We start from the raw sequence: 26410 nt of genomic DNA, 5'->3' as shown, positions 1-26410 counted from the left end.
ACGAAGGGAAAGAAGATGAACACTCGATGGACCCGACGGATCGGCGCCGCGCTCGCGGCCGCGACCGTCATGCTCGGTGTGGCCGCGTGCGGTTCGGACTCCGACACCACCGACACCACGACGACCGGTGCCTCCGATGCCGCGCAGTTCCCGGTGACGGTGTCCGGCAAGTTCGGTGACTCGACCGTCGAGGCGGCGCCCACCCGTGCCGTGCCGCTGTCCCCGCAGGACGCCGACATCCTGCTCTCGCTCGGCGTGACGCCGGTCGCGATCCCCGTCGACGCCCAGAACCGTGCCGCCACCGGTGGATCCGGGATCTGGCCGTGGCAGAAGGAGGCGTTCGGCGCCACCACCCCCGAGACCCTCGACATGGACACCGGAGCCGACTCGATCGCCGAGAAGCTGGCCGTCCTGCAGCCCGACATCATCGTGTCCACCGGATTCTGGGGACTCGACCAGTCCACCTTCGACCAGCTGAACGCGCAGTTCCCGGTCGTGCACTTCGACACCAAGGCCAACGGCGAGCCGTGGCAGAACTCGACCCGCAAGATCGCCACCGCCCTCGGGATCCCGGAGAAGGCGGAGCAGGTGATCGCGGACGCCGAGAAGCGCCTCGCGGACGCCAAGGCGGCCAACCCGACCATCGCAGGCAAGACCTACAACGCGGTGATCGGCGACACCGGCGGACAGCTGTCCGTGCTCGCCTCCGATGAGCGCGGCATCGGCCAGTTCCTCACCTCGCTCGGTCTGGTGCTCAGCCCGTACGCGACGACGCTGCCCGTCGATGCCGACGGTCGCGGCGTGCTGTCCTACGAGAACATCAGCGAGATGAACGCCGATGTGCTGTTCGTGGTCTCGCCGACCGGTGACCTCGGCTACCTGACCAAGTTCGCGGCCTGGAACGAGCTTCCCGCCGTGAAGGAGGGCGCCGTGGTGTCCCTGGCACGCAACACCGGTCTGCCGAACGCGATCGGCTTCCCGTCGGCGCTCTCGCTCGGCTGGGCCACCGATCAGGTCATGCCGCTGATCGCCGACGCGGTCGCCAAGGGCGACGCGAGCTGATCATGAGTGAACGCGGCGTACTCCTCGACCTGCGGCCGCTGCGCGAAAGCGCGGCGTTCCGGCGGGTGTTCATCGCCCGGACCATCTCGATCTTCGGGATCGGAATGCTGATGGTCGGCGTGCCCCTCCAGATGTACGACCTGACCGGGTCGACGTTCCTGGTCGGGCTCGTCGCCGCGGTCGAGGGCGCCGCGTCCATGGGCGGCATGCTGATCGGCGGCACCCTCGCCGACCGTTACGACCGTAGGAAGCTGATCCTGTTCGCGCGCACCGTGTCCGGGCTCACCTTCGTCGGCCTCGCCGTGAACGCGATGCTCGCCGACCCGTCGTGGGTGGCGATCTTCGTGCTGTCGGTGATCAACGGCCTGATCGGCTCGATCAGCATCGCGGCACTGTTCGCGGTCGTGCCGACCCTGGTCCCGCGGGATCAACTCGTCGGGGTCGGGGCGCTGAACGTCCTCGGTGCCCGCGCCGGCGCCGTCATCTCACCCGCCCTCGGCGGCCTCGTCATCGCGGCGTTCTCGGTGTCCTGGAACTACTGGGTGGCCGCGATCGGCACCGTGATCACGATCGCCCTGCTGGCGGGACTGCCGCCGTTGCCCGCGCCGGCGCCCGTCGAACACGAGGCACACGCGGCCGGTGAACCGGTATCGATGACGCGGTTCGTCCTCGAACACAAGGTGATCGGCGGGGTGATGCTTGCCGGGGTGATCGCCATGCTCGGCAGCGGGGTCCTCGTCCTCGTACCCGGACTGGTGGACGAGCGGTTCGCCGGTGACTCCCGTGCCGCCGGTCTGCTCTACGCGGCCAGTGCGGTCGGCGCGGTCATCGCGACGGTGACCAGCGGGTGGATGTCTCGTCTGGCGCGGCCCGGGACGGTGCTGCTGATCGCCCTCGCGGTCGGTTTCGCGGTGCAGGCCCTCGTCGGGCTCACCGGCACCCTCGTCGTGGCGCTGCTGGTGCTCGTCGTGGTCGGCGCGATCGCCTCGGTGCAGGAAGTGTTGCGGTACTCGCTCATCCAGACCCACACCCCGGAGCACCTGCTCGGCCGGGTGAACGGGCTCTGGTCGGCGCAGGAGGTCGCCGGAATCTCCATCGGCGCGTTGATCGCCGGCGCGTTCGGAGGCGTCGTCGCGCCATCGGCGGCTGTGGTCACCTACAGCCTCACGATGTGTGCCGTCGCGGTGGTCGCCCTGCTGCTCCTCGGCACCCTGCGCCGCACCGTCGCCGGCCCCACCGACGCGCCGTCCGCCGTCCACGCCTGATCCACGCACCACCCACGAAAGGTTTCACCTGTGAGCACCACACTGACCCGGGACCGCATGGTCGCCGACCTGGCCGCCCTGCTCGACCTGCCCGCCGACGAGCTCACCGAGGACGCGAACCTGCTCGACCTGGGACTGGACTCGGTGCGGCTGATGTCTCTGGTCGAGCGGTGGCGTTCGGAGGGCGCGGTCATCGACTTCGTCGACCTCGCGTCCGACCCGGAACTCGGCGCCTGGTACGAGGTCGTCGGTGCGAGCTGAGATCGCTCGATGACACCGCGGGAGGCGGTGCGCCGGGTCGGCTACGCGTCCGGAATCGCCGCCGTCGCGGCGGCAGCGCTCGGTGTGCTCGTCCACTACGTCGGACCCGAGAGCAACAAGCTGATCATCGCGTCCTCGTTCGTGCCGGTCCTGGTGGCCGTCGGGGTGGCGGGTCTGGTGGTGCTGGCGGCGCTGCGTGCCTGGCGGACGCTGGTGGTCGGCGCGGTGATCGTATTCGCCGGCCTCTCCACCCAGCTCCCGCTGTACCTGCGGAACGCCCCCGACGCGACCGCCGCAGACGGCCAGATCCGGTTGTTGCAGGCCAATATTCGACTCGGTGAGGCCGACGCCGACGCACTGGTGGACCTGGTCCGATCGCGATCGGTGAACGTGCTCACCGTCGAGGAGCTCACCGACTCGGCCGTTGCCCGGCTGCGAGAGGCGGGCCTCGAGGAACTGCTGCCGGTCACCTTCCTGAAGCCGAAGGAGTCCGGGGGCGGCGGCACCGGGATCTACAGCCGGTTCGCGATGCGCGATCCCGAGGAGCTCGGCCGGTTCTCGATGGCGAATCTGGTCACCAAGGTCGACCTCGGGGAGGGGCGCACCGTGACGGTCGCCGCCGTGCACCCGATGCCGCCGTACCCGTCGCCGTCGTGGATGTGGGCCGCCGAGATGGAGAAGCTCGCGGTGCTGCTGCACGAGCGGGCCGCGGACGGCGATCCGATGGTCGTCAGCGGCGACTTCAACTCGACGTACTCGCACAGCCGGTACCGGGCGATCCTGTCCGACGGGTTCGCCGATGCCGGGGAACAGGCCGGCGCCGGGCTGGTGCCGACGTATCCGGCGGACCGGTGGTACCCGGCGGTGATCGCGATCGACCGGATCGCCCTGAAGAACGCGGTGGTGGGGGAGTACGAGCGGGTGGACCTCCCCGGATCGGACCACCACGGGCTCTTCGCCACCGTGACACCGCAATTCGCATCGCCGGAGGAGGTTCAGTGAGCCGGGTCAGCGTCGTGGTCCCGGTGTACCGCTGCCTGCCGTACGTCGAGGGCTGCCTGCGGTCGGTGCTCGCCCAGACCCGTCCGGTCGACGAGATCGTGCTCGTCGACGACCGCGGCGGCGACGAGTCGATGGCGGTGGCCGAGCGCTACCTCGCCGAGCGCGGCGCGCGGTTCCACCGCGTCGTGCACGACCGGAACCTCGGCCTCGGCCGGGCCCGCAACTCGGGGCTCGGGGCGTCCACCGGGGATCTCGTCTGGTTCCTCGACAGCGACGACGAGGCCGACCCGCGGTTCGTCGAGTTGCTGGCGGGGGCGCTCGAGGACGGCGCGGCGGACTTCGCGTGCACCCGCACGCAACGCGTCGACGACACCGGACTGGTGCTGCAGATCGACGAACCGCCGTTCGAGGCGATCGTGGTGTCCGGCACGGACTTCGCCCATCGCCTCGTCACCGGGCGGGCGAAGGCGTACGCGTGCACCAAGCTGTTCCGCCGGGAGTTGCTCGGGGACCGGCCGTGGGACGAGGACCAGGGCTACGAGGACATGGCGCCGCTGGTGCGGATGTCGCTGGCCGCCGCGCGGGTCGCGCTCGTCGACGAACCTCTGTACCGGTACCTGTACCGGGAAGGGTCGATCAGCACGTCGCTGAGTCCGCGGACCCTGGACCTGTTCAAGGTGGACGTGGACGTGAGTGCAGCGGTCGCGCAGGCCGGCCTGGGCGAGCGGTGGCGCGACGAGGTCCGTGGCTTCCGGTACCGGGAGATCCTGCGGTCCGTCGCGCACGTCGCGATGCGGGCCGACCACGCGTCCGTGACCCGCCCGCCGCTGTACGACGAGGCGATCGATCGGGTCCGGGCGGCGGTGTCACCGCGCGACGTGCTCCCGCTGCTGCGCACCGGGCACCCGCGGGAGGCGGTGTTCGCGGCCATGCTCGGGACGGTGCCCGGGCTCTACTCGACGATTCTGAGGTACCGATGAGCACGCCCCCGGTGACGGTCCTCGTCCCCGCCTACAACGCGGGGCGTTACCTGCGCCCGATGCTGGATTCGGTGCTGAATCAGGACTTTCGGGACTTCGAACTGCTCGTGATCGACGACGGGTCCACCGACGACACCGCCGAGGTGCTGGCATCGGTGGAGGATCCGCGGTTGCGGGTGGTTCGGCAGGAGAACACCGGCCTGGTCGGCGCGCTCAACCGCGGCCTCGACGAGGCCCGGGGCGACTTCATCGCACGGATGGACGCCGACGACCTGATGCCGGCGGGCCGGCTGACGGCGCAGATGCGGGCGATGCACGACGATCCGCGACTGATCGTGTGCGGCACCGACTACGAACTGTTCGGCGCGCTCACCGGCCGGGTCCGCATGCCACGCACCGACAGTGCGTGCCGGCAGCGGTTGCTCCTGTCGAGTTGCCACTGCGGGGCGTCGGTGATGATCCGCAGACCCGTCCTCGCCCGCAGCGGGCTGCGGTTCCGGCCCGAGTTCGCGCATGCGGAGGACTACCGGATGTTCTCGGAACTGTCCGAGTTCGGCCGCCTCGGCAATCTGCCGATGGTCGGGTACCGGTACCGGATCTATCCCGAACAGGTCAGCGCCCTGCATTCGGACGCGCAGCGGCAGGCGCACCTGCGGATCGCCCGGGAGCACGCGCTCGCCGCCGGGCGCCGGCCGCTGCCGGACGAGGCACTGGAAACCCTTCTCTGGCCGCGGGTTCCGGCCGGCCCGCTGCCCCTGGCCGCTGCTCGCACCGTCGCCGCGATGGCCGGGCCCGCCGTCGCGGCCGTCACCCGGCGACCCGGCGTGGAAACGGTCCGGTTCACCGGCCGCAAGGCCGTCGAGGCGCTGGCCCGGGCGCGGTCCGCGAGGTAGCCGGGACCGGGAAGTCACCAGCGTTCGGGTGCGGGGGTGTCCATCAGGAGCGGACGCCGGTAGGACAGGTCGTTCGCGTCTCGGGTGCCCCTCGGAAACGCCTGCTTCGTGAAGAACGGTGACTGCAGCAGGGAGCCGTCGGCCGTCGCGGACCACTCCACGGTCGAGCGTCGCACCGCGATCCGCCACGTCCCGCCGCGACGTTCGAGGCGGTCGAGGTATCTGCCGCTCATCAGTTGGACGGTGGCACCGTCACCGAGCAGCAGCCCCACCAGGACGTAGCTTTCGCAATGCGCGACGTCGCCGTCGATCTCGCAGGTATGGGTGGTGACGTTGTGGGTGTGGGAGGTCGACGTGGCCGCGTGGACCCCGTTCGCCCAGGCGGCATAGTCGGGGCCGGCGTTGACGGCGGCACCGTGCTCGTCGACGCCGTCGTCGTGGTAGCAACTGCCGAGCAGGTCGTTGTCGTGGCGATCGCAGCCACGCGCGTGCCGAGAGATGCAGTCCAGGATCTCGGTGCGGTCCAGCAGGTATCGCACGTCCCGGCTCAGCCGGACGGCCTCGTCGTCGTTCACGCCACGGCTTCCTCACCGATGAGGGTGGTCCGGTGCAGCAGGCGCGGGGAGGTCGGGGCGTACGGCACGGCGCGGTGCAGCATCCCGGTGTTGTCCCACAGGACGAGGTCGCCGCGCTGCCAGTGGTGGCGCAGCGCGAACCGCGGTTGCGTCGACCAGTCGAGCAGGCGGTCCAGGAGCGCCCGGCCCTCTTCCTCCGGCCTGCCCACGATGTGGCCGGCCGTCGCGCCGAGGAGCAGTGACTTGCGTCCGTTGGCGCGAGTCCACACCAGGGGGTGTTCCCGGGTCGGGACCCGGTCCCACGCCGCCCGCTGCTTGTCGGTGGGGTCGGGATTCCCGAGCAGCTGCGCCGTCGCGAAGCTGTGGACGACCCGCAGATCGGCGAGCTCGGCCTTCTCCTCGTCGGGCAGCGCCTCGTACGCGGCGTAGGTGTTGGCGAATTCGGTGTCGCCACCCTCGTCGGACACCTCGAGCGCGGTGAGCAGTGTGCCCTTCTGGGGAATCTCGTCGGTAGCGCCGTCGATGTGCCAGTGGAATGTGCCCGTGTTGTAGGACGCCAGTACGGTCTTCGCCGGGTCCAGGCTGATTGCGGAGATCTCCGGGTGCTCGTCCTGGCCGCCCATCGGTGCCACCACGACGTCCCCGAGCAGTCGGCTCAGCGTGACCAGGTCGTCGTCACCGATGTGGGCCTGTCGGAAGAGGACCACGCCGTGCTCGTCCAGGAGCGCGCGGCACCGGGCGGCCGACTCGGCGCCGGCCAGTTCGTTACCGGGTACTCCGGTGATCTCGACGCCGATGGCCGGGCTGATGGGCGTGGCGGTGGGGAACAAGGGTGCCTCCTTGGACAAGCCGTGTGCAGATCGTTAATCTCGCAAACAGAGAATAGCGTTCTCAATCACGAAAGGGAATCTCTCATGAGGATCGGGCTGACCGGTGGCGCTTCGTCGACCGAGAAGATCGTGCGACAGGCCCAGCGCGCGGAGGCGGACGGCTTCACCTCGCTCTGGTACGCGAGCACCGTCGCCGGTGACCCCCTCGCCGCCCTGGCGGTGGCGGGCCGCGAAACCTCGTCGATCGAACTCGGAACCGCGGTCCTGCAGACCTATCCGTGTCACCCGCTGCTTCAGGCGAATCGTGTTGCGGCCGTGGCCGAGGCGATGGGCAGACCGGGCTTCACCCTCGGCCTCGGACCGTCTCACGAATCCCTCGTCCGGGACGTGTACGGACTCTCCTACGACCGACCCGGACGCAACACCGAGGAGTATCTGCGGATCGTCACCGCACTGCTGCGTGGTGAGGAGGTGGACTTCCGGGGGCACGACTGGTCCACGCGCAGTGCCGGACGGATGACGGCGATCGCCGATCCGGTCCCGGTGCTGCTTTCGGCGATGTCGCCCCGACTGTTGCGGGTGGCCGGACAGTACGCGGACGGCACCGTCCTGTGGATGGCGTCCGCGAAGGTGATCGAATCCCGCATCTCGCCCGCGATCCGGGCGGCGGCCACCGACGCGGGACGCCCCGCCCCGCGCATCGTCGCCGGGTTGCCGGTCGCCGTCCACGACGACCTGGACGAGGCCCGCGACGCGGTCGCTGCCACCGCAACGATGTACGCGGGAATGCCCAACTACCAACGCATCCTGGACGTCGGCGGCGCATCGAACCCGGCGGACGTCGCGATCTTCGGCAGCGAGGATTCCGTGCGGACCCAACTGCAGGGCCTCCTCGACGCCGGGGCCACCGACATCTGGGCGGCGATCTTCCCCGTCGGTGCCGACCCGCGGGCGTCCGTGCGGCGCACCACCGACCTGCTCAAGGACCTGGTCGCCGAGGGATAGCACGCATGCCCCGGTCGGGTGCGCCGACCGCCCTCCCCTTCGAACGTGGGGTTCGCGTCACGCACCGATCGTCAGGGTGTCTCCAACCAGCTCGACGCTTCGTTGCGGTAGTGCCTTCTGTGCGGGACTGCGCACCACGGAGCCGTCGGTCACCGAGAACGCGCTCCCGTGGCATCCGCAGACGATCAGGCCGTTGGAGATTCTCGACACCAGGCATCGGTCGTGGGTGCACACAGCCGAGAATGCCCGGAAGACCCCGGATTCCGGTTGCGTCACCACGACCCGATTCGACGCGAGGATGACACCGCCGCCGACGGGGACGTCGCCGACCGGTACCTGGACCGGCCCGGATGCTTCAGGAGCCGACTCGGATGCACCGCCGCTCCCGCAACCGGTGATGGCGAGGCACCCGGCCGCGCACGCCCCCGTGACGAACGCGCGGCGGGACACTGGTCGGCCCGTCGTGCTCATTCGCTTGCCCTGGTGCAGGTGGTGGTCATGGTTCGCCAGTCTATCGACGTCGGTGGCCGGCCCCGATGTGGTGTCGAGCGGACCGTGTGGCAATCGGCCGGTCGTACGAGCCGGGGGAGGTGCCGGAGTGTCGATCGAGGACAGACGTCGGTGCCCGGGGGCGTGCGCAGAGCACCGGTAACGATGCCGGGTGCGGTCGGCGGGCCGAAGCCCGCCGACCGCACCCGGATCACGAAACCTGCAGGCTAGCTGCCGAACTGGCTGAGGATGCCGTTGAGGCCCTCGGCGCTACCGGTTCCGGGATCAACGGCCGAACCCTCGGTGACCGCCACCTTCACGGGCGTGCCGACGGACTGGTAAGAGGTGTCGCCGATCTCCTTGCACTTGGTGACCACCCAGTACTCGCCGGTGGCCAGGTCCGTCGAGGTACCCGAACCGGCGACGCCGGCGAGAACCTGGTTCTTCACCAGGTCCGTGCCCGTGATGAGGTACTCCTGGACCATGTTGGCCCGGTCGAAGGCGGTGGCGTCGCCGCGGTACACGTAGCCCTCGCAGTAGTTGAACGGCAGGGTGGTCTTCAGGCCCGTGACCGTGGTGGTGATCTGCGAGCCGGACACGGTCGCGGTCCAGGTGCCGGTGACCTGAGCCGACGACAGCGCGGGGCTGGAAACGAGAGCGAGAGCGGAGAGTCCGGCAACGACACCGGCGCCGGCCAGCTTACGTGAAACACCCATGTTGGGTCCCTTCGGATTTGGACACCGCGCTGCCTCGTGCGGCGTGGCGTGTGATCGACATCGTGCGCGGCGCCGGGTTGTCCCCTCGCGCCCTGCGCAATTGGTGAGCCAAGCTTGTTGACTGAGGTAAACCTTACTGAGGGAATGCTTAAGGGACGCTGAGTGCGCTGGTGAACCGATCTGGGAATCGACGCCTCAGCCGACACGGAAGGGCGCGAGGGCCGGCGGGTTTCAGGGTGTCGATCTCGATACGCTGTGGCGTGGTGACGTGGAACGTCGTCGGGTCCTGTCCGGATCCCTGGACTACCGGGCGGGGATGGATTCCGGGGTGGCGTCGGGGGTCGTGGCGGAAGGGCGCGCCATCTCGGAGACCGCTCGGCGTAGAGGCAGAGCGACGATGAGCAGCGCGCTGACCTGTGCGGTGAGGGAACCCCACGCGACACCGATCAGACCGACCTCCGGCACCAGGGTCGCCGTCACGCCGAGGGTGGTCGCGACGATGACGATCTGGACCGCGAGCATCAGGCGTAGGCGGCGAAGGACCTGGGCGACCAGGAAGTACACGATGACGACGGTCCCGACGAGAGACTCCACCGCCATCACCAGCACCAGTCCGGCCGCTGCGTGGAAGTAGTCGGGGCTCACGACGTACAGCACCAGCGGTCCACCGACTGCGAGGCCTGCCGCGGACACGAGGGCGACGGCCGCGAGCATGCGGATCAGGCGTTGGAACAGCGCGGCTCGGTCCGCGTCCGGCGCGGATGCCTCGACGATGAACGAGGACCCCACCCCGGATCTCAACAGCCCGACCGCCGAGCACATCGTCCACGCCAGATTGAAGTAGGCGTTCTGCTCGGTACCCAACTGGGACACCACGATCAGCGGCAGCGCCAGCGGCGTCACCGTCAGCACCAGCGTCATCGTGAAGAACACGCCCTGGAACGCCCACAGCTCCCGCACCGGCGGAAGCTGCGCGGGCACCTCGCGGCGGTCGCGGATCGCGCGCAGCAGGTAGCTCACCGAGAAGGCGGTCACCCCCAGTGCGAGTACCGCCCACGACCCGCTCAGTGCCAGTGCGGACCCGGTCCCGGCGAGCGCCACGATCGGGACGACCTTCAGGACGGACAGCGCGATGTTCTTGACCGCAACGGCTTTCGCGAGCCGCAGCCCGGTCAGGATCGGGTCGGCCAATGCGTATACGGCGAAGGCGAGCACGATCAGCGGGAACAGGGCGTACTCGGCCGGGGAGGAGAACAGTCGGTCGTTGGACGGGTTCACCACCAGGAACAGGCCACCGAGTGCCAGGGCCACCGTCGCGGTCAGTGCCAGGCCGCCGAGGATCAGCCGGTGCGACGCGCGGCCCGCGACCGGCAGGAACCGTTGGTACGCACCGCCGAGGGACAGGCAGGACACCGACGCGAGCATGGTCGCGGTGCTGATCACCGCCGAGGCCCGTCCCACCTCCGACGTGTCGAAGAACCGCTCCGCGACCGCCCAGTACACCAACCCGAGAGCCCCCGTCGCCACCGACGAGAGCATCAGTGCCGCGGCGTTGGACTCGAGGCCCGGCCCGCCGAGCCGCCGGCTCATCGGGTCACCGACCGGTCGGCCGCGAACGCCTCGATCAGCGCCCACGACGACTCGTCGACCTTCCGCGCGAACAGCGCCCGCGAGGTCCGCAGCAGCGTCTCGTCGGTGGGGCCGAGGACCCGGGGGCTGATCGCGGTCGGGTCGGACCAGTCGATGTGGTGCAGACCGTGCACCGGATCGGCGCGGAACGCCGCGACGTCGGCGGTGCCGTCGACGTGCTGGGCGATCCGGTGGGCCACCGGTGAGGCCGCCAGGATCGAGTGGACGACGATCTCGTCGGGGCACAGGGTGTTTCGGTGGAACCGCAACCACCGCGGGTGCGCGGTGAGGAAGTCGAGCACGTGCTCGACGGCCTCGTCTGTCAGCGACCACCACTGCGACCCCTGGACCAGGTCGACGGTGCCGTCCACACGGCGCGGGATGCGGCCGTCGAGACGGCGCCGCCACGGGACACGGTCGTCGGGGAAGTGCCTGCGGGCGATCTGCCGGGCCCGGGGAGTCCCGGGTTCGCGCACCCGACGGTCGATGCGCAGGTACTCGGTGCGGCCGGACCACACACGCAGCACCTCCTCGAGCGGGGCGATCAGCAGGTCCGATCCGGACAGCAGGGTGAAGCGGGTGTACCCGCGTCGGGAATCACGGGCCGCGGCAACCAGATCCAGGGTCGCGTCGACCACGCGCAGCCCGCCCCAGCGGACCTCACGTCGGTCCCGAAGATAGGTCAACCCGTCCCGTTCGGGTGCCGCGGCGAGGAAGGGTGCGAGATCGCTCTTGGCGTCGACGTGCACGTAGACGTCAACGGCCGGATGTCGCAGCGATTCGAGCAGGGCGGCGAGCACCCGCGGTTGCCGGTGGGCGAGCACCAGCACCGCGAACCGGTCCGTCATCCCTCGTGCCCCAGCACGGCCCGCACCAGGGCTGCGGTCCGGGCGACGTGCGGGGCGCGCAGCATCCCGACGTGGTCGCCCGGCACCCGGTCCACCGCCACCACGTTCGGGGCGATGATCGGCCACCACGCCGGGTCGTCGGGATTGTCCTCGGCCATCACCACCGCGACGCGGCCGTGCCACGGCCGCAGCCTGTGCAGCAGTGCCACCCGCCGGCCCACCTCGTGGAACAGGTCCCACTGCTCTTGCGCGGGACGCGGCACGATGCCTGCGGTCAGCAGTTGGAAGCGGGTGCGCCACAGGTCGGTTCGGGACGGTGGTGCGGCCGCGACGGCGGGCGGAGCGTCCGCGGTGCGGGGCAGCTCGGGTCCGCCGACCGACAGCGGGCCGCCGAGGAGGGTGTCCAGGCAGACCACCGCGCGGACGGACTCGCCGTCCGCCTCGAGCAGGCGCGCGATCTCCACGGCGATGACGCCGCCGAGCGAGTGCCCCACGAACGTGTACGGGCCGTGTGGTTGCACCCGGCGAATCTCCTTGAGATACCGGCGGGCTGCCGCGGCCACCGTCCAGTCGGGGAGACCGCGGCGTTCGAGCCCGTGTGCCTGCAACCCGTACACGGGCCGGTCGAGTTCCCGCGCCAGCGGCAGCAGTGCGAGCGCGGTGGAGCCGGCCCCGGCGAGGGCGAACACCGGGTACCCGGTGCCGTCGGGGCGCAATGGCACCAGCACGGAGCCTCCGGTTCCGGTGGCATGGTCGTCGAGATTGGCGGCGAACCCGCGCAGCGTCGGGAAGTTCGCCAGCGTCGCGGACGAGAGCGCCACGTCGAACCGTTCGCCGACCCGGGTGAGCATCTGCTGGGTCTGCAGTGAGTCGCCGCCGAGCGCGGTGAAGTCGTCGTCGCGGCCGACCTGTTCGATACCGAGGATCTGCCCCCACAATGCGGCCAGCTCGGTTTCGGTGCCTTCCGCCGGCGGCACCAGCGGCGGACGGGACGCCGGCGCGGGCAGCGCGGCCCGGTCCACCTTGCCCCTCTCGTTGCGCGGCAGCACCGGGAGCAGTACCAGGTGGGCCGGAATCATCCAGTCCGGCAGACTGTTCCGCAGGTCGCGGCGCAGGTCGGCGGCGGACGGGGCGCGGCCGTCCGGGCTGACGGCGACGTACCCGACCAGGACGGTGCCGGTGTCCGTGCGCCGGGCGAGCACCACGGCATCGTCCACCGTGGGCAGGCGGCGCAGCGCGGACTCGACGTCCGCGGGTTCGACCAGGTAGCCGCGGACCTTCACCGCATCGTCGCCGCGGCCGACGAGGTGCAGCAACCCGTCCTCGTCGAACCGTCCGAGGTCGCCCAGCCGGAAGTAGCGGGCGCCGGTGGCGGTGACACCGAACTTGTCGACGACCGCACCGGCTCCGCCGTCGCGATCGACGTGATAGCCCTCGGCGAGGTAGTCGGATTCGACGACGATCTCACCGACCTCCCCGGCAGGTACCGGCCTGCCGTCGGGACCGAGCAGGAGGACCCGCTTGTTGGCGGCCACGACGCCGACGGGCAGGATCCGATCGGGAACGACCCGCCCGGCGGGGAATTCGTTGAAGGCCAGGTTTCCGGTCTCCGAGGATCCGGACAGGTTGCAGTAGGTCGCGTGTGGCCCGAGCAGGGCGCGCAGCGAGGTCACATCGCTGCCGTGCACGGCCTCACCGCACGTGGTGACCAGCCGAAGACGGGTCAGGGCGGTGGTTCCGTGGCAGACCTTCGTCACCGCGCGCAGCAGCGAGGGGGTGGCGTGCAGCGTGGTCAGCGCCTCGCCCGAGATCCATTGCGGGACGGTGTCGATCCCGGCCTCGCGGGGGTCGAGGACGTGCAGTGCGGCGCCGTTGAGGAGTGCGCTCATCACCACGTCGAGTCCGCCGCCGAAGCTGATCGGCAGCGCCATGCCCACGCGGTCCCCGGCGCCGATGCCGAGGGTGGCGTGGAAGTCGGCCGCCTGGTTCAGCCACTGCCGCTGACCCTGGCGCACCGCCTTCGGCCGGCCGGTCGACCCGGAGGTGAACAGGAGCACGGCGGTGTCGGTGGGGGCGCCGAAGGGCAACGGTGTGTCGGGTGCGGTGGCCACGGCGGCGAGGTCGGCGTGCCGGTACCGCACGGCCCCACTGCGCGCGAGGATGTCGGCGCGACGTTCTTCGGGAAGCTGGGAGTCGAGCAGTACCAACGGATTTCCCGACAGTAGCACCGTCACGATCGCGACCACGCAGTCGAGGCTGCACTCGGTGTCGAGTGCGATCGGTCGCCGGACCCCCTTGAGGGTGGAGACGAGTGCGCGGGCCCCGGCGAGGCCACGCTCACGCAGCCGGCCGTACGTGATCTGCTCGCCGCGGCACACCACCGCCGTCTCGCCGGACAGTGCCGCGGCCACCACCTCGAACCGTTCCCGGATCGACATCCACGGCACGTCGAAGGGCGGATAGCCGCGCGGACCCGTGACGGAGGGGGCGGTCGAGAGCTCAGACACCGGTGGTGATCCCGAGCCGGGGGAACAGCAGGTCCGCGACGATCTTCGCCTCGTCGATCAACGGCCACCCGGACAGGATCCAGATGTCGATGCCGAGCGAGGAGGACATCTCGAGGATGCGGGCGGCCACGTTGTCGGCGCTGCCGACCAGGTAGTTGCCCGTGCCCTTGCCCGCCACGTCGAACGGAGGCTCGGCGCCGGTCCACGTGGTCAGGCCGGCGGCCAGGTTCGGTGCGTACTCCAGTTCGGCCCGGGTGGGCAGCTGACCGGCGCGCAGTGCGGCGATCCGGGCCCGCACCTGCTGGTCGTCGGAGGTCAGCTGGGCCAGCGGGGGGAACCCGAAGCTGGTGAGGTTGCGGTCCGCGGTGGCGAGCACCGACTCCGGTGACGTCTGCGCGAGTTGCCACTCGAAGCGTTCCCACGCCTCGTCCTCGGTCTCGCGTACGACCACACTCGCCAGCACACCGAACCGCATCTCCCGTCCGGCGTCGGCCGCGGCCTTGCGCACCTTCGTGAACACCGCGTCCATCGCGTCGGCCGGGCTCATGAACATCAGGTACGCGTCGAGCACCTGCGCGGCGTGCGCGATGCCCTCCGGAGAGGCGCCCGTGCCCCAGATCGGGACACCGCCCGGCTGCCGTGGTCCGGCGATCGCCGGCTTGTAGCGCGGACCGTACTCGAAGTACTTCCCCGAGTACGCGTCCGTCTCGTCGAGGTAGAGCCGCTTGAACAGCGTCCAGTACTCCTCGGACACCGCGTAGCGCTCGGCCTTCGAGTGGAAGCGGCCGTACCGGGCGAGCACCGGGTCGGCGCCGTTCACCTGGTTGTAGATCAACCGGCCACCGGAGTACTGGTCGAAGACCTGTGCTTCCTCGGCGAGCAGCACCGGAGGCTTGACGCCCGGGTACTCCGGTACCACGAACCGCAGCCGCTCGGTATCGGCGACCAGTGAGATCGCCTCCCGTGCCGTGGTCAGCGCGCCGTGGAAGCCGAGCCGGTCCAGGGTGCGGGCCTGTTCGCGCAGCGCGGCGAACGACGGCTCGAAGCGGTGCCGTGGATCCCATGGCACCTCACCGTCGTTCGCCCCGATGTACCAGAGGATGTCGGGCGTGCTGGGCATGGTCGGTCAGCGCTCGTCGCAGAACTCGGTGATCGGCAGTCCGACGTGGCGGGCCTCGGTCGGCACGTAGCCGAGCAGCGTGTCGCCGGGCTTCAGTTCGGTGACGTTGTTGACCGAGCCGCCGGGGCCGAGCAACCGCACGTGCCAGTCGTCCTGGGCGATGACGTTGACGTTCTTGCCGTTCGGGGCCACCGCGGTGATGGAGATCAGCGGACGCTTCTCGATCTTGACCCGGCCGATGCGCACCTCACGGACGCTGCCGTCGGTGCGAACGGCGAGGATCGGGAAGCCGGCCTGCAACTCGCTGACGTAGCGGGTGCGGTTGTCCGGCCCGAGGACGTACGAGTGGACGGCGCCGGCGTTCCACCGGAAGGGGCGGGTCGGCATGTAGGGGAGCGGGTGGGTCTCGCTGCAGGACAGGAACATTCCGGTCGAGAACGAGCCGATGAGGCAGCCCTCGTCGAGTTCGAGCAGCGAGCAGGTGTCGATGCACGCCCGGTCGCCCATGCCGATGTGCTCGACCTTGGTGACCACGAGCTCGGACAGCTCCATGCCCTCGAGCTTGTGATCGACGATCTGGGCCAGCTTCACCACGTCGTCGGCGTTGCGCGGGGCGAGCAGCAGTCCGTCGGAGCCGTGCTCGAGCACCAGCTTGACGATCTCGGCGTCCTCGACGTCGGAGACCGTGGTGATCGTGCGGCCACCGGAGTTCTCGGCCGCCGCGATCACGATCTCGAGCGGGATCTTGGTCGGATCGGTGAACGTGAGCAGTGTCCACGGCACCTCGCGCACGACCTCGCAGGCGACCTGGAGTGTCGGGGCGTCGGAGACCACCACGTGCACACCGACGTCCGGGGTGTGCCCGATGTGCGGGGAGCGCGCGTCCTCGCGGTCGGCGACGATCACCAGGTCGACGCTGTCGTACGGAAAGTCCTCGGCGACGGGGGCGTCGACGGCGAGGATGCGGCGCACCGTCGGCGGCAGGCCCTCGAACGTCGCGATCCGGTCGGACAGGATGCCGTCGATGCGGTGGTGGAGCGCCGCCTGTACGACTGCGGGCAGCAGTGCCGCGTCGAGTGCGCGCACGTCGAGCCACGCGAAGTGGCCCTCGCGGCTGACCGGGGTGCGACGGGCGTCCGATCCCGCGCCTGCGGCCGGGACGATCTGGTCGGTGACGATGGTGCTGTCCATGTGCGGACGGGTTTCCCTTCGGGTTGTGGAGCGGTGGATCGGGTGCCGTCAGGCGCTTTCGAGTTCGATGGCAGGGGCGGGCGAATGGATCAGCCGGGCGAGTGCGGAGGTCACCGCGTAGGGGTCCCTGGCCTCGAACACGTTGCGGCCGAAGCTCAGCCCGGCGACACCGGAGTCGAGGATCTCGGCACCGAGTGCGATCGCCTGGTCGTCACTGCCTCCCGAGCTCGGCCCGCCCGCGACACAGATCGGGATCGGGCAGGACTCGACGACGCGGCGCATCGCGTCCGGGTCGCCGCAGTAGTCGAGCTTGACCAGGTCGGCACCCAGGTCGGTCGCGATCGCGGCGAGGTGCGCGAGTTCGCGCGCGTCCGGTGGGACGTCGGCGCGCAGGGGGCCGCGGGCGTACATCATGGCCAGCAGTGGAATGCCGAGGAGTTCGCACTCGCGTGAGACGGCGCCGAAGTCGGCGAGTTGCTCGCGCTCGGTGGGGGATCCGATGTTCACGTGCACGCTGACGGCGTCCGCGCCGACCCGGAGCGCGTCCTCGACGCTGGAGACCAGCACCTTCGCGTGCAGGTCCATGCTTCGGGTGGTACCGGCCGACAGGTGCACGATCAGGCCCATTCGCGCGAAGCACGACGGATCGACCAGCTTGGCTCGGCCGCGGTGGAGGACCACCGCGTTGGCGCCGGCCTTGGCGAGGGTGCGGACCGTCGTGTCGGCGTGGTCGGCGTGACCGAGCGGGCCGATCGTGACGGAGTGGTCCATCGGCACGATCAGGGTCCGGCTGGTGGTGTGGTCGGTGATGCGGGACAGGCGAATGCCCTTCCCGCTCAGAGAATGAGCGCGGCTGGGGGCGGGAAAGCTCAACAACGACCGAACTCCAATCGGGCAGCACGCATGCGGTGGATCGACCCCGGGGGCCACGCATAATTAGGGTAGGCTACACAAACGCCTGGGGGTAAGGGTAGGGGGCCTCCCGGATTGGTGCCACCCCCAGCTCGCCGGCCGTCACGCAGCCGGATGGCGCCAGGGTGTGGGGAAGGGTAGGCCCAGGTACACCTCGCCGAGGGCGGCCTGCTCGGCCTCCGACTCCACCCAGCGGCGGAGCCGGGCGCGGCGTAGCGGCCAGTCCATGGGGTCGTCGGACAGGGCGTGCAGCGTGGTCGTCAGAGTCCAGGAGAAGTGCTGCGCCTTCCAGATTCGGGGCAGACAGGTCTCGGTGTAGGCGTCGAGCAGTGTGCGGTCGCCGGCCCGGTAGTACCCACCCAGTGCGTGGGAGAACGTGCACGCGTCCGAGACCGCGAGGTTGAGACCCTTTGCGCCGGTGGGCGGGACGATGTGTGCGGCGTCGCCGAGCAGGAACAACCTGCCGTCCTGCATCGTCTCGCACACGTACGAGCGCAGCGGGGCCAGTGAGCGGTCGAAGATCTCGCCGCGCTCGAGTTCGGGGGAGTCGTCGCTGGCGCTGCGGGTTGCCAGTTCGTCCCAGATCCGCTCGTCGGGCCAGTCGTCGAGGTTCGTGTCGGCGGGAACCTGTAGGTACTGCCGGGTGATCGCGGGCCCGCGCATGCTGTGCACCGAGATGCCGTTCTCGTGGGCGCAGTACATGCCCTCCGGGGTGGTCGGCGCGGTGCGGGCGAGGATGCCGAGCCAGGCCGCCGGGTAGGTGCGGCTGAACTCCCGCAGTCGTGCCGCGGGAACGTGGGTCCGGCTGACGCCGTGGAAGCCGTCGCAGCCGGCGACGAAGTCGGCGGTGATCTCCAGTTCGGCGCCGCCCTGGTCGACCAGCAGGCGTGCGCCGTCCGGGGTGGTGTCGATCGCGGTGACCGTCGCCTCGAACAGCAGTGGCTCGCCGGACTCGAGCCGGTTCGCGACCAGGTCCTTGACCAGTTCCTGCTGCGGATAGACGGTGGCGTGACCGCCCACGAGCCGATGGAAGTCGAGGTGATGGGTGGCGCGGTCGAAGCGCACGTAGAAGCCGTTGTGTGACATCCCCTCCCGGTCCAGCCGGTCGGCGACGCCCAGTTCGCGCAGGAGCGCAACGGTCGGCTGCTCGAGGATGCCTGCGCGGGTGCGGGTCTCGATGTACTCCCGGCTGCACCGTTCGACGACCACTGACGAGATGCCCTGCATGTCGAGCATCCGGGCGAGGGTCAACCCCGCCGGTCCTGCGCCGATGATTGCTACCTGGGTGTGCACGGGGCCTCGATTCTCGTCCGATTTGTGACAGTCGTCACATGGGGCACCTGGCGCTTTGCTTAGGCTTGCCTACCTTCTACTGTATGACACGCAGTTCGACGAACTGCGGGACCCCCGAATCGGCTCGTGGGCAAGGCGATTGCCCGGCCTGTCGATGCATGGCGGGGCCGTCCCCGCGTGATCACAACTGGAGCGATCGACTTGAGTACCCCCACACCGACCGACGGACCCGGCGGCGACGCCGGGACCACCGCCCTCACCCCGGTCGAGGACCGCGCCGGGCGCGGCGCCGGTCGGCCGACGGTCTCGGTCATCATCCCCGCGATGAACGAGGAGAAGAACCTGCCGTTCGTCGCCTCGCGGATGCCCGCAGGCATCGACCAGATCGTGTTCGTGGACGGCAATTCCACCGACGACACGGTCCCGGTAGCCCGCGAGCTGTGGCCCGACGCGACGTTCGTCACGCAGACCCGCAGCGGCAAGGGCAACGCACTCGCGTGCGGCTTCGCCGCGGCGACCGAGGACATCATCGTGATGATCGACGCGGACGGGTCCACCGATCCGGCCGAGATCCCGCTGTTCGTCGAGGCGCTCGTCGGCGGTGCCGACCTCGCCAAGGGCAGCCGCTTCGTCGGCCGCGGCGGCAGCTCCGACATCACCGCGCTGCGCAACGTCGGGAACAAGGGACTCAACGGCCTGGTCAACCTGATCTTCCGGACCAAGTTCTCCGATCTCTGCTACGGCTACAACGCCTTCTGGCGCAAGCACGTTCCGCTGATCGAGCTGCCGCCGGTTGAGTACCAGCGCGCACAGTGGGGCGACGGATTCGAGATCGAGACCGTCATCAACGTGCGTCTGGCCACGAGCGGCCTGAACATCGTCGAGGTCGGCAGCTTCGAGGGCCCGCGCATCCACGGCCGGAGCAACCTCAACGCCTACAGCGACGGCATGCGGGTGCTGCGCACCATCGGCCAGGAATGGCAGCACTGGCGCGCCGCCAAGCACATTCACAAGGAGTCGGTCCGCGCCGACGTGCGTGAACTGACGCAGTGACGGCCGGGGTCGACCCCGGTGCACCGGCCGAGGTCGCCCCGGGCGGGACGGAGCGGGGAGGTGTAGGGGCCAAGAGCCTCGAGCGCAACAGCCTCGCACTGACGGTCTCCGCTGCCCTCACCGGCGTGCTGGGCCTCGCCTACTGGGCGGTGCTGGGGCGGCTCTATCCGGCTCGGGAGGTCGGTGCGGCGTCGGCGATCATCACCACCGCCACGATGCTGTCGGCGTTCGGAAACCTCAGCCTCGGTGCGCTGTTCGAGCGATTCCTCCCCCTCGCCGGGAGCCGTGCCTCCGCACTGGTGCGCGCAGGCTTCGTGGTCGGCGGGTGCGGAGGATTGCTGCTCGGCGCGGTGTTCCTGCTGTGGGGTCCGACCGACGAGATGTTCGATCATCCCCTTCAGGCCGCGTCGTTTCCGTTGATCGTGGCGGTGTTCTCGGCGTTCGCACTGCTCGATCACACGTCGGTGGGGTTGCGGGAGGCCGGCTGGGCGGCAACCAAGAACGTCAGCCATGCCGTGGTCAAACTGGTTGCCGCGGTTGCCCTCGGATTCACCGCATCCCGGCTCGCCGTCGTCTGGACCTGGACCGTGCCCGCCCTGATCGGGGCGGTGGTGCTCGGGGTCGCCGTGGCGCGGCGGCTTCGGGGACCGGAGTTCGCCGGTGCCGTGCCGCAGTTGCCGCCGCGGCGCGAACTGGGTTCCTTCCTCGCCGCGTCGTACGGCATCTACGTGGTGGCGGCGTTGGCGCCACTGATGCTGCCGCTGATCGTCGTCGCCCGCATGGGCGCGGACGCCAACGCGTACTTCGCCATCGCCTGGTCGCTCGTTTCCGCGGTCCTGGTGCTCATGACCATGCTGATGGGACCGTACGTCGCCGGTGTGGCGGCAGATCCGATGCAGGTGCGAGCGCTGACCCGCCGGTTCCTCGTGGTGCTCGCGGTGGTGACCGCCGGTGGGGTGGTGCTGTTCGCGATCGTCGGTCCGGTGCTCCTCGGGTTCGTCGGCGAGGATTACGCGGACACCGGAATCCCGCTGCTGCGGCTCGCTGCGGTCGCGCTGCTGCCCGCGATCGTGGGGTTCGCCTACAACGCGATCGCCCGGGTGCGGCGCCGACTGCGGCTGGCCATCGTCGTGCAGGTCCTCAACGCGGCACTGGTCCTCGGGCTGAGCCTGGCGCTGATCGACGGCCATGGACTGGCGGCGATGGGCTGGGCGTACATCGTGGCCGAATCGGTGTCGGCGGTGGTTCTCGCGGTGCCGCTGCTGCGTGCGGTTCGTTCACTCGGCCGGGAGAACGAACCCGTTCGGTGACTTCCGGTCAGCTGGGCCCTTCGGTCAGCTGGACGGCGTTCGGGTCGGGATCGAACACGCCGCGCTTCTGCATCGCCTCCAGATCCGGCATCACCGGCTCGTAGACGGTCACCCAGTCCACCTGCACACGCACCGAGTCAGGCCGCAGCGCGTCCGATTCGGAACACGGTGCCAGACCCCAGTCGACGCGGCGCTCGCAGGCGCCGGCCTCGGCCTGAAGTCCGAGCCACATCGGTTCGTCGGGGACCATGGCGTCGGAATGGGCCTCCGCCCAGACCTTTCCGTCGAGCAGGTAGCGGATGATACCCGGACCCCACTCCACCCCGACCGTGTGCCACTGCGAGAAATCACCGTTCACCGCCGCGTGCGACTTCTGGTTCTCCGCATCGTCGCCGACCCAGTGCAGGAACGCGTCCATCTGCGTCCGGTCACCGCTGACGGATTCGGCGAAGTCGATCTCCGGGGGCCACTTCTCGCGTTGCGGCCACAGCAGCATGTGGTACGAGATGTCGTCGCTGCGGTCGGCACGCATCCGGATCTCCCACCGGCCGTACTGCTGCGTCACCGGGTAGTTCGACACGCCGCCGCTGACCCACCCGTCGGAGGTGCGCTGCGACAGCAGGTTCAGTGCCCCACCCTCGACCCGCACCATCTCCTCGTCCCACCAGCCGTGCGGGTTGCCGCCCGGCTGACCGCTGTACGTGCCCCACTGCCGACCCAGATCGCACCGGTCGAAGTCGTCGGTGAAGATCTGCTTCCAGCCGGCCAGGTCGCCGGTGGGAACGGGTGTGCCGCCCGGCGACTGTGCCTGGCCGCAGTCGTCCGAGGTCGTCGCGGCCTGCGTCGGATCGCGGTTCTCGGTCGGGTCCGTGGCGATGGTGCAGGAGGCGCAGGCAGCGACGGCCAGCGCCGCGACCGCGGCTCGCAGTGGGCGCGAGATCATCCAACGGCCATCGTGATCAGCCGGATGAAGGTCAGCGCTGCCGCCGTCACCACACAGACCGCGAGGGCCAGCGAGATCAGTTGCGCGCGTGGACGTCGCCCGATGGTGCCGGTGCCGGGAACCTCGCGCTCGCGGATCACCACACCCGCCAGCAGGAGGGCGGCGGCGAGGAGGTAGAAGAATACGGTCAGGCTCATGAGTTCTCGAATTCGATGACGGGGGAATCGACGCGGCGCAGGATGGTGATGCTGTCGCGCTCGAGCATCGGCACGTACCGGCCGGTGGCGAGGATGGCGTCCAGCTGCGCGTCCAGGTACTCCTGGGACATGCCGTACTGCAGGCGAAGCATTCCGGTGCCCTGGGTGGTGAGATACACGTACGACGGATCTCGGGTCTTCGCGCAGTTGGCGAGGTCGTCGAGGCACGGATAGCTGTCGATGAACATCATCCGGGGCCCGAGGGGGTCCAGTGTGCGCCGGACACCGTTGCTGTGCGGCGCGTGTGACCACGACATGACGGTCGTGCCCGGGGGCACCTCGGCGATGAATTCGTCGGTGACGGTGACCTGTTCGCGCGTCGACGCCTCGAAGGAGGTGTTCAGGCCGCGGTTCGTGGTCAGCAGGGTGCCGAGCGCCACCAATGCCAGCGTGCCGGCGGCCACCGTCGTCCATCCCCCGGTCGGTGCGGCGGCATGGCGGCCGAGCCGTCCGCGGAGCCAGGCCGCCGCCCGGGCCACGGCGATCGCCGCGAACGGGGCGAGCACCGGTGAGGCGAGCACGAAGCAGCGGATGATCATCTCGCCGCCGTAGCTCTGCAGGAGCACCAGGGTGAACGGGGCGGCGCACACCGCCCCCGCCACGAGCCAGGTCCGGCGCCCGCGCGAGAACAACCATCCGATGAATGCGACACCGGCGAACAGGCCGGACGCACCCATTCGCAGGTACTGCATCTGCTGGTACGTGGGGTCGCCGGAGAGCCGTTCGCCGACACCGCGGTTGACGGAGTTTCCGATCTGGCCGATTTCGCCGAAGATCGACTGCAGGTGACCGGTCCAGAAGTCGGTCGCCCCATAGCTGAACCAGGCCGCGAACACGAGGCCGGCGGCGAGCCACAGGGTCCGGTAGCGCGTCACCCCGAACAGCGAGAAGAACGCGAGGGCGATGATCACCAGGATCGGGGTGATCTGGTGGGTGACGGTGTTGGCGACGATCAGGAGCAGCAGCACCGCGCCGATGGCGAGGGTGCGAGCCGAGTCGAAGCCGGGGACCAGCCCTGGCGTGCGCCGCGGCGCGGTGACCAGGAATCGGCCGATGCCGGGCCCGATTTCCGGGAGGGGTGCCCGGCGCAACTGCCACAGCAGGGTCGCGACGATCGTCGTGTAGAACACCAGCGCCACCGCCTGGGGCGCGAAGTAGTCCTGCTGGTACCAGTTGAACAGCTGGTACAGCACGACCGCCAGCCACGCCAGCCGGGCCCGGCCGGTGACGGCGATGGCGATCGCGTACAGCGGGAACGCCAGGAGCGCACCCATGAAGAGCGGTGCCCATGTCATGAGAGCGGACACATCGGGCAGATCCGCCACTGCGACGAGATGCGCACCGGCGGTGAAGAACCCGGCCCAGCTGAACCGCGCGTCGATGGCGTCCGGAAGGCGTTCACCGGCACCCAGCGTCGCGATGAAGCCCCGGTGCACGAATGCGGTGGGAACGGAGGTCACCCCGCTGGCGGCCGGGACGAGCATCGTCGTGTAGGTGATCAACACCAACGTCGCCGCCGACATCAGGACGTGGTCGACGCGCGAGCGGGTGAGGGCGACGACGACGGTGCCGCAGAGGACGAGCAGCCCGATCGGGTACACCACCCCGATCTGCGTGATGATCCCGTAGTGCCCCGCACCCATGAAGTCCAGGTCGGACGCGGCGGCGGCGAACAGCGCCAGCGCGACGGCGAGCGCGCCGAGACCCAGTGCGCGCGTGCGGTTCCAGGTCCGCAGGTAGTGCAGGTCGCCGTGAGGGACCTCGTGATGTGCGGGCAGGGTGCGGCGCGCGGCGACACAGCCGATCAGTGATCCTGCCGCAAGCAGGGTCTGCACGGTCAGCGGGTTCCACCACTGCGGGACCATCGTGAACTGGGCGGCGAGGATGACGGTGGCCAGCGACACCGACACGACCAGTGCGGCGAACAGTGCGCGCCCGGGTATGCGCAGCGCCACCGCGACCGGCAGGCCCGGAACGAGGGTGGCGCCCGCCAGCGCGACGAGGATCCGGACGGGTGCGGGGACGATCTCCGGGCTTCCCGTGGCGACAAGCAGGTTCAGCAGCAGCATCGCCACCGACACGGCGGCGCCGACGCGCAACGCGGCGAGCGGATTCCAGCCGTACCGGACCACACGCGGAGTTCCGACGGTCCCGGGCTCGGGCGCCCGGTGAGCGACGACCTCGGTGGCGGTCACCGGTTCGCCCCCGTCCGCCGTGCGGCCAGGTGGCTGCGGACGAACAGCACCGGACCGGTCACGTAGCCCCACGCCTCGAGGACGCGCAGGTGCAGCGGCCAGTCGGAGGGGAGGTCGGCGTTCTTGGTGGAGGCGGGGGACAGCAGCATGTGCAGTCCGCGTGGGAATCGGGACAGGATCGGCCGGACATGCCCGGACAGTACGAACTTGGTCAGTGACGCGGCCATGCCGGTGCCGTATCCGTAACTCTGCGTGCGCAGGTCGGCCATGTTGTCACGGTGGTAGTGCCGGACCACGGCGTCCGGGTTGTAGGCGATCGACCAGCCGCGCAGCAGTGCGGCCCGGAAGGCGTCGAGGTCCTCGCCACCGCGGGTCGCGGTCCCGGTGCCGAGACGCTCGTCGAAGCCGCCGATGGACTCCAGTGCGTTCGACCGGAACGCCATGTTGTTGCCCGACCCGCACTCGCCGGCCGTGTAGGGGAAGAACGGGCCGTGGGTGCCGAACTCGCCGAGGACGGCGTCCTTCTCGTGCGGACGCAACGCCCACACGGTGGCTGCCGCACCCTTGTCGAAGACCTTGGCCTCCTCGAACCACTCCTGCTGACGGTTGGTCGCCTCGGTGCCGAGCACGCGCCCCGTCACCACACCGACTGCACCGGCGCGGTCCGCACGGAAACTGTTGACGACTCCGGTGATCCAGCCGGGGTCGGGCAGGGCGTCGTCGTCGGTGAACGCGACGATCCGCCCGGACGCGGTGCGATGGCCGATGTTGCGTGCCGCGGACACACCCGGCACCGGCTGGTCGATCACCCGCAGCCGCGGATCGTCGATGTCCGCGACGATCCGCGCCACGTCGGCGCGGTGCGGGCGGTTGTCGACGACCAGCAGTTCGATGTTGGGGTGCTCCTGCGCGAGCACCGCGCGTGCCGTCGCGAGCAGCGACTCGCGTCCCACGGTCGGGATCACGACGGTGACCAGTTCGTCCTCACGGATGGTGGGTTCGTGCGCGACGAGCGCGGCCGGAGTCTCGTCGGAGGCGCTCCGCTTCCCGCGCAACCGGATCGATCCGACGGCGGTCGCTCCCGCCGTCACGAACAGCCCGAGGACCAGCACCAGGATCCGGCTCAGCGACGCGAGTCCCTGACCGGTGACGGCCTGACGCAGGTAGCGCAGCACCCCGGTGCTCAGTGTGCGCACCACGAAACTCCGTTCCGCGGACAGCCCGGCCTCGGCGCCGACCATGCCGGACAAGATGGCCTTCGACCGACCCTCGTGCCGGCAGCGACTTGTGAAGTAGCGCAGAGTGGCGCGGGAATCGGGCACGGTGTGGTCCACCGCGAACGCAGCCACCCGCACGATCCGCGACCGAGGAAAGCGCTGTCGCAGTTCGATACCCATCAGGGTTTCCTCGCAGCCTGCGGGCACGGTGCCCACCCGGCCCAGTCGGTCGGAGAACCCGCCGATCTTCAGGAGCTCGGCGCGTCGCACCGCCATCGCGGCACCGATCGGATTGCGGATCTCGGCGCCGTCCCCGGCCAGTCCGCGGTAGTCGCAACCGATCACCCAGCCGAACTCCTCGGGGAACCACGCCGGCGGTCGACCGGACTCCCACCGCGCGATCACCGCGCCGCCGACGGCGACGACCGAAGGATCGGCGAAGGCCGAACGCGCGGCATCGAGCGCGCCCGGCCGCAGCACGGCGTCGTCGTCGAGGAAGGCCACGATCTCGGCGGCCGCGGTCGCGACCGCGGTGTTGCGGGCACCGGACAGCCCGCGTTCGTGTTCGTTGGCGACCACGGTGACCCCGCTCGGGAACCGCTCGCGGAGCTCCCGTTCGAGGTCGGGATTGTGGTCGACGACGACGATCAGTTCGTCACGGACACCCCCCGTCGCTCCGCTCGTCCAGGGTCGCAATTGCGCGCGTGCCGCGTCGATCCCGGCGACCAGCAGGTCCAGGCGGTCGAGCGTGTAGCAGCTGATGAGAATGGCGAGCCCGGGGTCGGGGCGGGTCGTCGAGGCCAAGGCGAAACTCCGGGATCGTCATTGGGGCACGTCCGTCCCTTAAGTAGGGAAGG

24 protein-coding genes are annotated in these 26410 nt (G+C 70.0%); 9 read left to right on the top strand and 15 right to left on the bottom strand.

Going from position 1 to position 26410, the window contains the following annotated elements; translation table 11 throughout:
- The first annotated feature begins 15 nt into the window (after positions 1-15).
- Genes ACWEPG_RS06615 through ACWEPG_RS06590 form a run of 6 tightly spaced genes read left to right on the top strand, consistent with a single transcriptional unit; the run spans position 16 to position 5463 of the window.
- A complete protein-coding gene (locus ACWEPG_RS06615; protein ID WP_450115850.1) occupies positions 16-1062 on the top strand; it encodes an ABC transporter substrate-binding protein in 1047 nt (348 codons plus the stop codon).
- A 2-nt stretch (positions 1063-1064) separates the two neighbouring features.
- Positions 1065-2327, top strand: coding sequence for an enterobactin transporter EntS (gene entS, locus ACWEPG_RS06610; RefSeq protein ID WP_450115851.1), 1263 nt, complete (start codon positions 1065-1067; stop codon positions 2325-2327).
- Between the two features lie 57 nt (positions 2328-2384).
- Positions 2385-2588, top strand: a complete 204-nt coding sequence (locus tag ACWEPG_RS06605) for a phosphopantetheine-binding protein (RefSeq protein ID WP_450115861.1) — start codon at positions 2385-2387, stop codon at positions 2586-2588.
- Positions 2589-2597: 9 nt separating this feature from the next.
- Positions 2598-3590, top strand: coding sequence for an endonuclease/exonuclease/phosphatase family protein (locus ACWEPG_RS06600; protein ID WP_450115852.1), 993 nt, complete (start codon positions 2598-2600; stop codon positions 3588-3590).
- Entirely contained in the window at positions 3587-4570 is a 984-nt protein-coding gene (locus ACWEPG_RS06595; protein WP_450115853.1) for a glycosyltransferase family 2 protein, read from the top strand. Before ACWEPG_RS06600 ends, ACWEPG_RS06595 begins: the two co-directional genes overlap by 4 nt.
- Positions 4567-5463: a glycosyltransferase family 2 protein gene (locus tag ACWEPG_RS06590; protein WP_450115854.1), complete on the top strand. Its 897-nt coding sequence runs from the start codon at positions 4567-4569 to the stop codon at positions 5461-5463. Before ACWEPG_RS06595 ends, ACWEPG_RS06590 begins: the two co-directional genes overlap by 4 nt.
- A 14-nt stretch (positions 5464-5477) precedes the next feature.
- Here ACWEPG_RS06590 and ACWEPG_RS06585 read toward each other — a convergent pair whose 3' ends face one another.
- Both ACWEPG_RS06585 and ACWEPG_RS06580 read right to left on the bottom strand, forming a co-directional pair.
- Positions 5478-6038 carry a nuclear transport factor 2 family protein gene (locus tag ACWEPG_RS06585; protein WP_452594104.1) on the bottom strand — a complete coding sequence of 187 codons (561 nt, stop codon included), beginning with the start codon at positions 6036-6038 and terminating at the stop codon, positions 5478-5480.
- A complete protein-coding gene (locus ACWEPG_RS06580) occupies positions 6035-6868 on the bottom strand; it encodes a TauD/TfdA dioxygenase family protein (protein WP_450115856.1) in 834 nt (277 codons plus the stop codon). The genes ACWEPG_RS06585 and ACWEPG_RS06580 overlap by 4 nt, the downstream gene beginning before the upstream one ends.
- 84 nt (positions 6869-6952) lie before the next feature.
- On the opposite strand from ACWEPG_RS06580, the gene ACWEPG_RS06575 reads away from it, so the two are divergent.
- Positions 6953-7873: a TIGR03564 family F420-dependent LLM class oxidoreductase gene (locus ACWEPG_RS06575; protein WP_450115857.1), complete on the top strand. Its 921-nt coding sequence runs from the start codon at positions 6953-6955 to the stop codon at positions 7871-7873.
- 57 nt (positions 7874-7930) lie between these two features.
- Here ACWEPG_RS06575 and ACWEPG_RS06570 read toward each other — a convergent pair whose 3' ends face one another.
- The 9 genes from ACWEPG_RS06570 to ACWEPG_RS06530 all read right to left on the bottom strand — a co-directional run bounded on the left by ACWEPG_RS06570 (position 7931) and on the right by ACWEPG_RS06530 (position 18578).
- On the bottom strand, positions 7931-8344 hold the full coding sequence (locus tag ACWEPG_RS06570) for a Rieske (2Fe-2S) protein (protein ID WP_450115858.1): 414 nt from the start codon (positions 8342-8344) through the stop codon (positions 7931-7933).
- 245 nt (positions 8345-8589) lie between these two features.
- Complete coding sequence (locus ACWEPG_RS06565; RefSeq protein ID WP_450112866.1) at positions 8590-9078, bottom strand: hypothetical protein; 489 nt, start codon at positions 9076-9078, stop codon at positions 8590-8592.
- 303 nt (positions 9079-9381) lie between these two features.
- A complete protein-coding gene (locus tag ACWEPG_RS06560) occupies positions 9382-10668 on the bottom strand; it encodes a lipopolysaccharide biosynthesis protein (RefSeq protein WP_450112867.1) in 1287 nt (428 codons plus the stop codon).
- Positions 10665-11555 (bottom strand): beta-1,6-N-acetylglucosaminyltransferase, encoded by an 891-nt coding sequence (locus ACWEPG_RS06555; RefSeq protein WP_450112868.1) that lies wholly within the window; start codon positions 11553-11555, stop codon positions 10665-10667. Before ACWEPG_RS06555 ends, ACWEPG_RS06560 begins: the two co-directional genes overlap by 4 nt.
- A complete protein-coding gene (locus ACWEPG_RS06550) occupies positions 11552-14062 on the bottom strand; it encodes an AMP-binding protein (RefSeq protein ID WP_450112869.1) in 2511 nt (836 codons plus the stop codon). Before ACWEPG_RS06550 ends, ACWEPG_RS06555 begins: the two co-directional genes overlap by 4 nt.
- Positions 14055-15182, bottom strand: a complete 1128-nt coding sequence (locus tag ACWEPG_RS06545) for an LLM class flavin-dependent oxidoreductase (RefSeq protein ID WP_450112870.1) — start codon at positions 15180-15182, stop codon at positions 14055-14057. The genes ACWEPG_RS06550 and ACWEPG_RS06545 overlap by 8 nt, the downstream gene beginning before the upstream one ends.
- 6 nt (positions 15183-15188) lie before the next feature.
- The gene (locus ACWEPG_RS06540) at positions 15189-16373 is read right to left on the bottom strand and encodes a 3-dehydroquinate synthase II family protein (RefSeq protein ID WP_450112871.1); all 1185 of its coding nucleotides are present in this window, start codon (positions 16371-16373) and stop codon (positions 15189-15191) included.
- 48 nt (positions 16374-16421) lie between these two features.
- Complete coding sequence (locus ACWEPG_RS06535) at positions 16422-17249, bottom strand: 2-amino-3,7-dideoxy-D-threo-hept-6-ulosonate synthase (protein ID WP_450112872.1); 828 nt, start codon at positions 17247-17249, stop codon at positions 16422-16424.
- A 138-nt stretch (positions 17250-17387) separates the two neighbouring features.
- Entirely contained in the window at positions 17388-18578 is a 1191-nt protein-coding gene (locus ACWEPG_RS06530) for a 4-hydroxybenzoate 3-monooxygenase (protein WP_450112873.1), read from the bottom strand.
- Between the two features lie 201 nt (positions 18579-18779).
- Between ACWEPG_RS06530 and ACWEPG_RS06525 the strand changes: the two genes are divergently transcribed.
- Positions 18780-19631 (top strand): glycosyltransferase family 2 protein, encoded by an 852-nt coding sequence (locus tag ACWEPG_RS06525; protein ID WP_450112874.1) that lies wholly within the window; start codon positions 18780-18782, stop codon positions 19629-19631.
- Positions 19628-20941 carry a lipopolysaccharide biosynthesis protein gene (locus ACWEPG_RS06520; RefSeq protein WP_450112875.1) on the top strand — a complete coding sequence of 438 codons (1314 nt, stop codon included), beginning with the start codon at positions 19628-19630 and terminating at the stop codon, positions 20939-20941. Before ACWEPG_RS06525 ends, ACWEPG_RS06520 begins: the two co-directional genes overlap by 4 nt.
- Before the next feature lie 7 nt (positions 20942-20948).
- Here the strand turns inward: ACWEPG_RS06520 and ACWEPG_RS06515 are convergent, their stop codons facing one another.
- From ACWEPG_RS06515 to ACWEPG_RS06500, 4 genes are read right to left on the bottom strand one after another with little or no spacing between them, the layout of a single operon-like run.
- Positions 20949-21884 carry a glycoside hydrolase family 16 protein gene (locus ACWEPG_RS06515; RefSeq protein WP_450112876.1) on the bottom strand — a complete coding sequence of 312 codons (936 nt, stop codon included), beginning with the start codon at positions 21882-21884 and terminating at the stop codon, positions 20949-20951.
- Positions 21881-22081: a hypothetical protein gene (locus ACWEPG_RS06510; protein WP_450112877.1), complete on the bottom strand. Its 201-nt coding sequence runs from the start codon at positions 22079-22081 to the stop codon at positions 21881-21883. Before ACWEPG_RS06510 ends, ACWEPG_RS06515 begins: the two co-directional genes overlap by 4 nt.
- Positions 22078-24336, bottom strand: coding sequence for a hypothetical protein (locus tag ACWEPG_RS06505; RefSeq protein ID WP_450112878.1), 2259 nt, complete (start codon positions 24334-24336; stop codon positions 22078-22080). The genes ACWEPG_RS06510 and ACWEPG_RS06505 overlap by 4 nt, the downstream gene beginning before the upstream one ends.
- On the bottom strand, positions 24333-26357 hold the full coding sequence (locus tag ACWEPG_RS06500) for a glycosyltransferase family 2 protein (protein WP_450112879.1): 2025 nt from the start codon (positions 26355-26357) through the stop codon (positions 24333-24335). The genes ACWEPG_RS06505 and ACWEPG_RS06500 overlap by 4 nt, the downstream gene beginning before the upstream one ends.
- Positions 26358-26410: the final 53 nt, after the last annotated feature.

This window comes from Rhodococcus sp. NPDC004095 (assembly GCF_053604015.1).
This window is presented reverse-complemented; position numbering and strand designations above follow the sequence as displayed.

Coding starts and splice junctions, on each gene's coding strand:
- ACWEPG_RS06615 (WP_450115850.1), top strand. CDS start 16: ATGAACACTCGATGGACCCGACGGATCGGCGCCGCGCTCGCGGCCGCG.
- entS (WP_450115851.1), top strand. CDS start 1,065: ATGAGTGAACGCGGCGTACTCCTCGACCTGCGGCCGCTGCGCGAAAGC.
- ACWEPG_RS06605 (WP_450115861.1), top strand. CDS start 2,385: ATGGTCGCCGACCTGGCCGCCCTGCTCGACCTGCCCGCCGACGAGCTC.
- ACWEPG_RS06600 (WP_450115852.1), top strand. CDS start 2,598: ATGACACCGCGGGAGGCGGTGCGCCGGGTCGGCTACGCGTCCGGAATC.
- ACWEPG_RS06590 (WP_450115854.1), top strand. CDS start 4,567: ATGAGCACGCCCCCGGTGACGGTCCTCGTCCCCGCCTACAACGCGGGG.
- ACWEPG_RS06575 (WP_450115857.1), top strand. CDS start 6,953: ATGAGGATCGGGCTGACCGGTGGCGCTTCGTCGACCGAGAAGATCGTG.
- ACWEPG_RS06570 (WP_450115858.1), bottom strand. CDS start 8,344: ATGAGCACGACGGGCCGACCAGTGTCCCGCCGCGCGTTCGTCACGGGG.
- ACWEPG_RS06565 (WP_450112866.1), bottom strand. CDS start 9,078: ATGGGTGTTTCACGTAAGCTGGCCGGCGCCGGTGTCGTTGCCGGACTC.
- ACWEPG_RS06560 (WP_450112867.1), bottom strand. CDS start 10,668: ATGAGCCGGCGGCTCGGCGGGCCGGGCCTCGAGTCCAACGCCGCGGCA.
- ACWEPG_RS06555 (WP_450112868.1), bottom strand. CDS start 11,555: ATGACGGACCGGTTCGCGGTGCTGGTGCTCGCCCACCGGCAACCGCGG.
- ACWEPG_RS06545 (WP_450112870.1), bottom strand. CDS start 15,182: ATGCCCAGCACGCCCGACATCCTCTGGTACATCGGGGCGAACGACGGT.
- ACWEPG_RS06540 (WP_450112871.1), bottom strand. CDS start 16,373: ATGGACAGCACCATCGTCACCGACCAGATCGTCCCGGCCGCAGGCGCG.
- ACWEPG_RS06515 (WP_450112876.1), bottom strand. CDS start 21,884: ATGATCTCGCGCCCACTGCGAGCCGCGGTCGCGGCGCTGGCCGTCGCT.
- ACWEPG_RS06510 (WP_450112877.1), bottom strand. CDS start 22,081: ATGAGCCTGACCGTATTCTTCTACCTCCTCGCCGCCGCCCTCCTGCTG.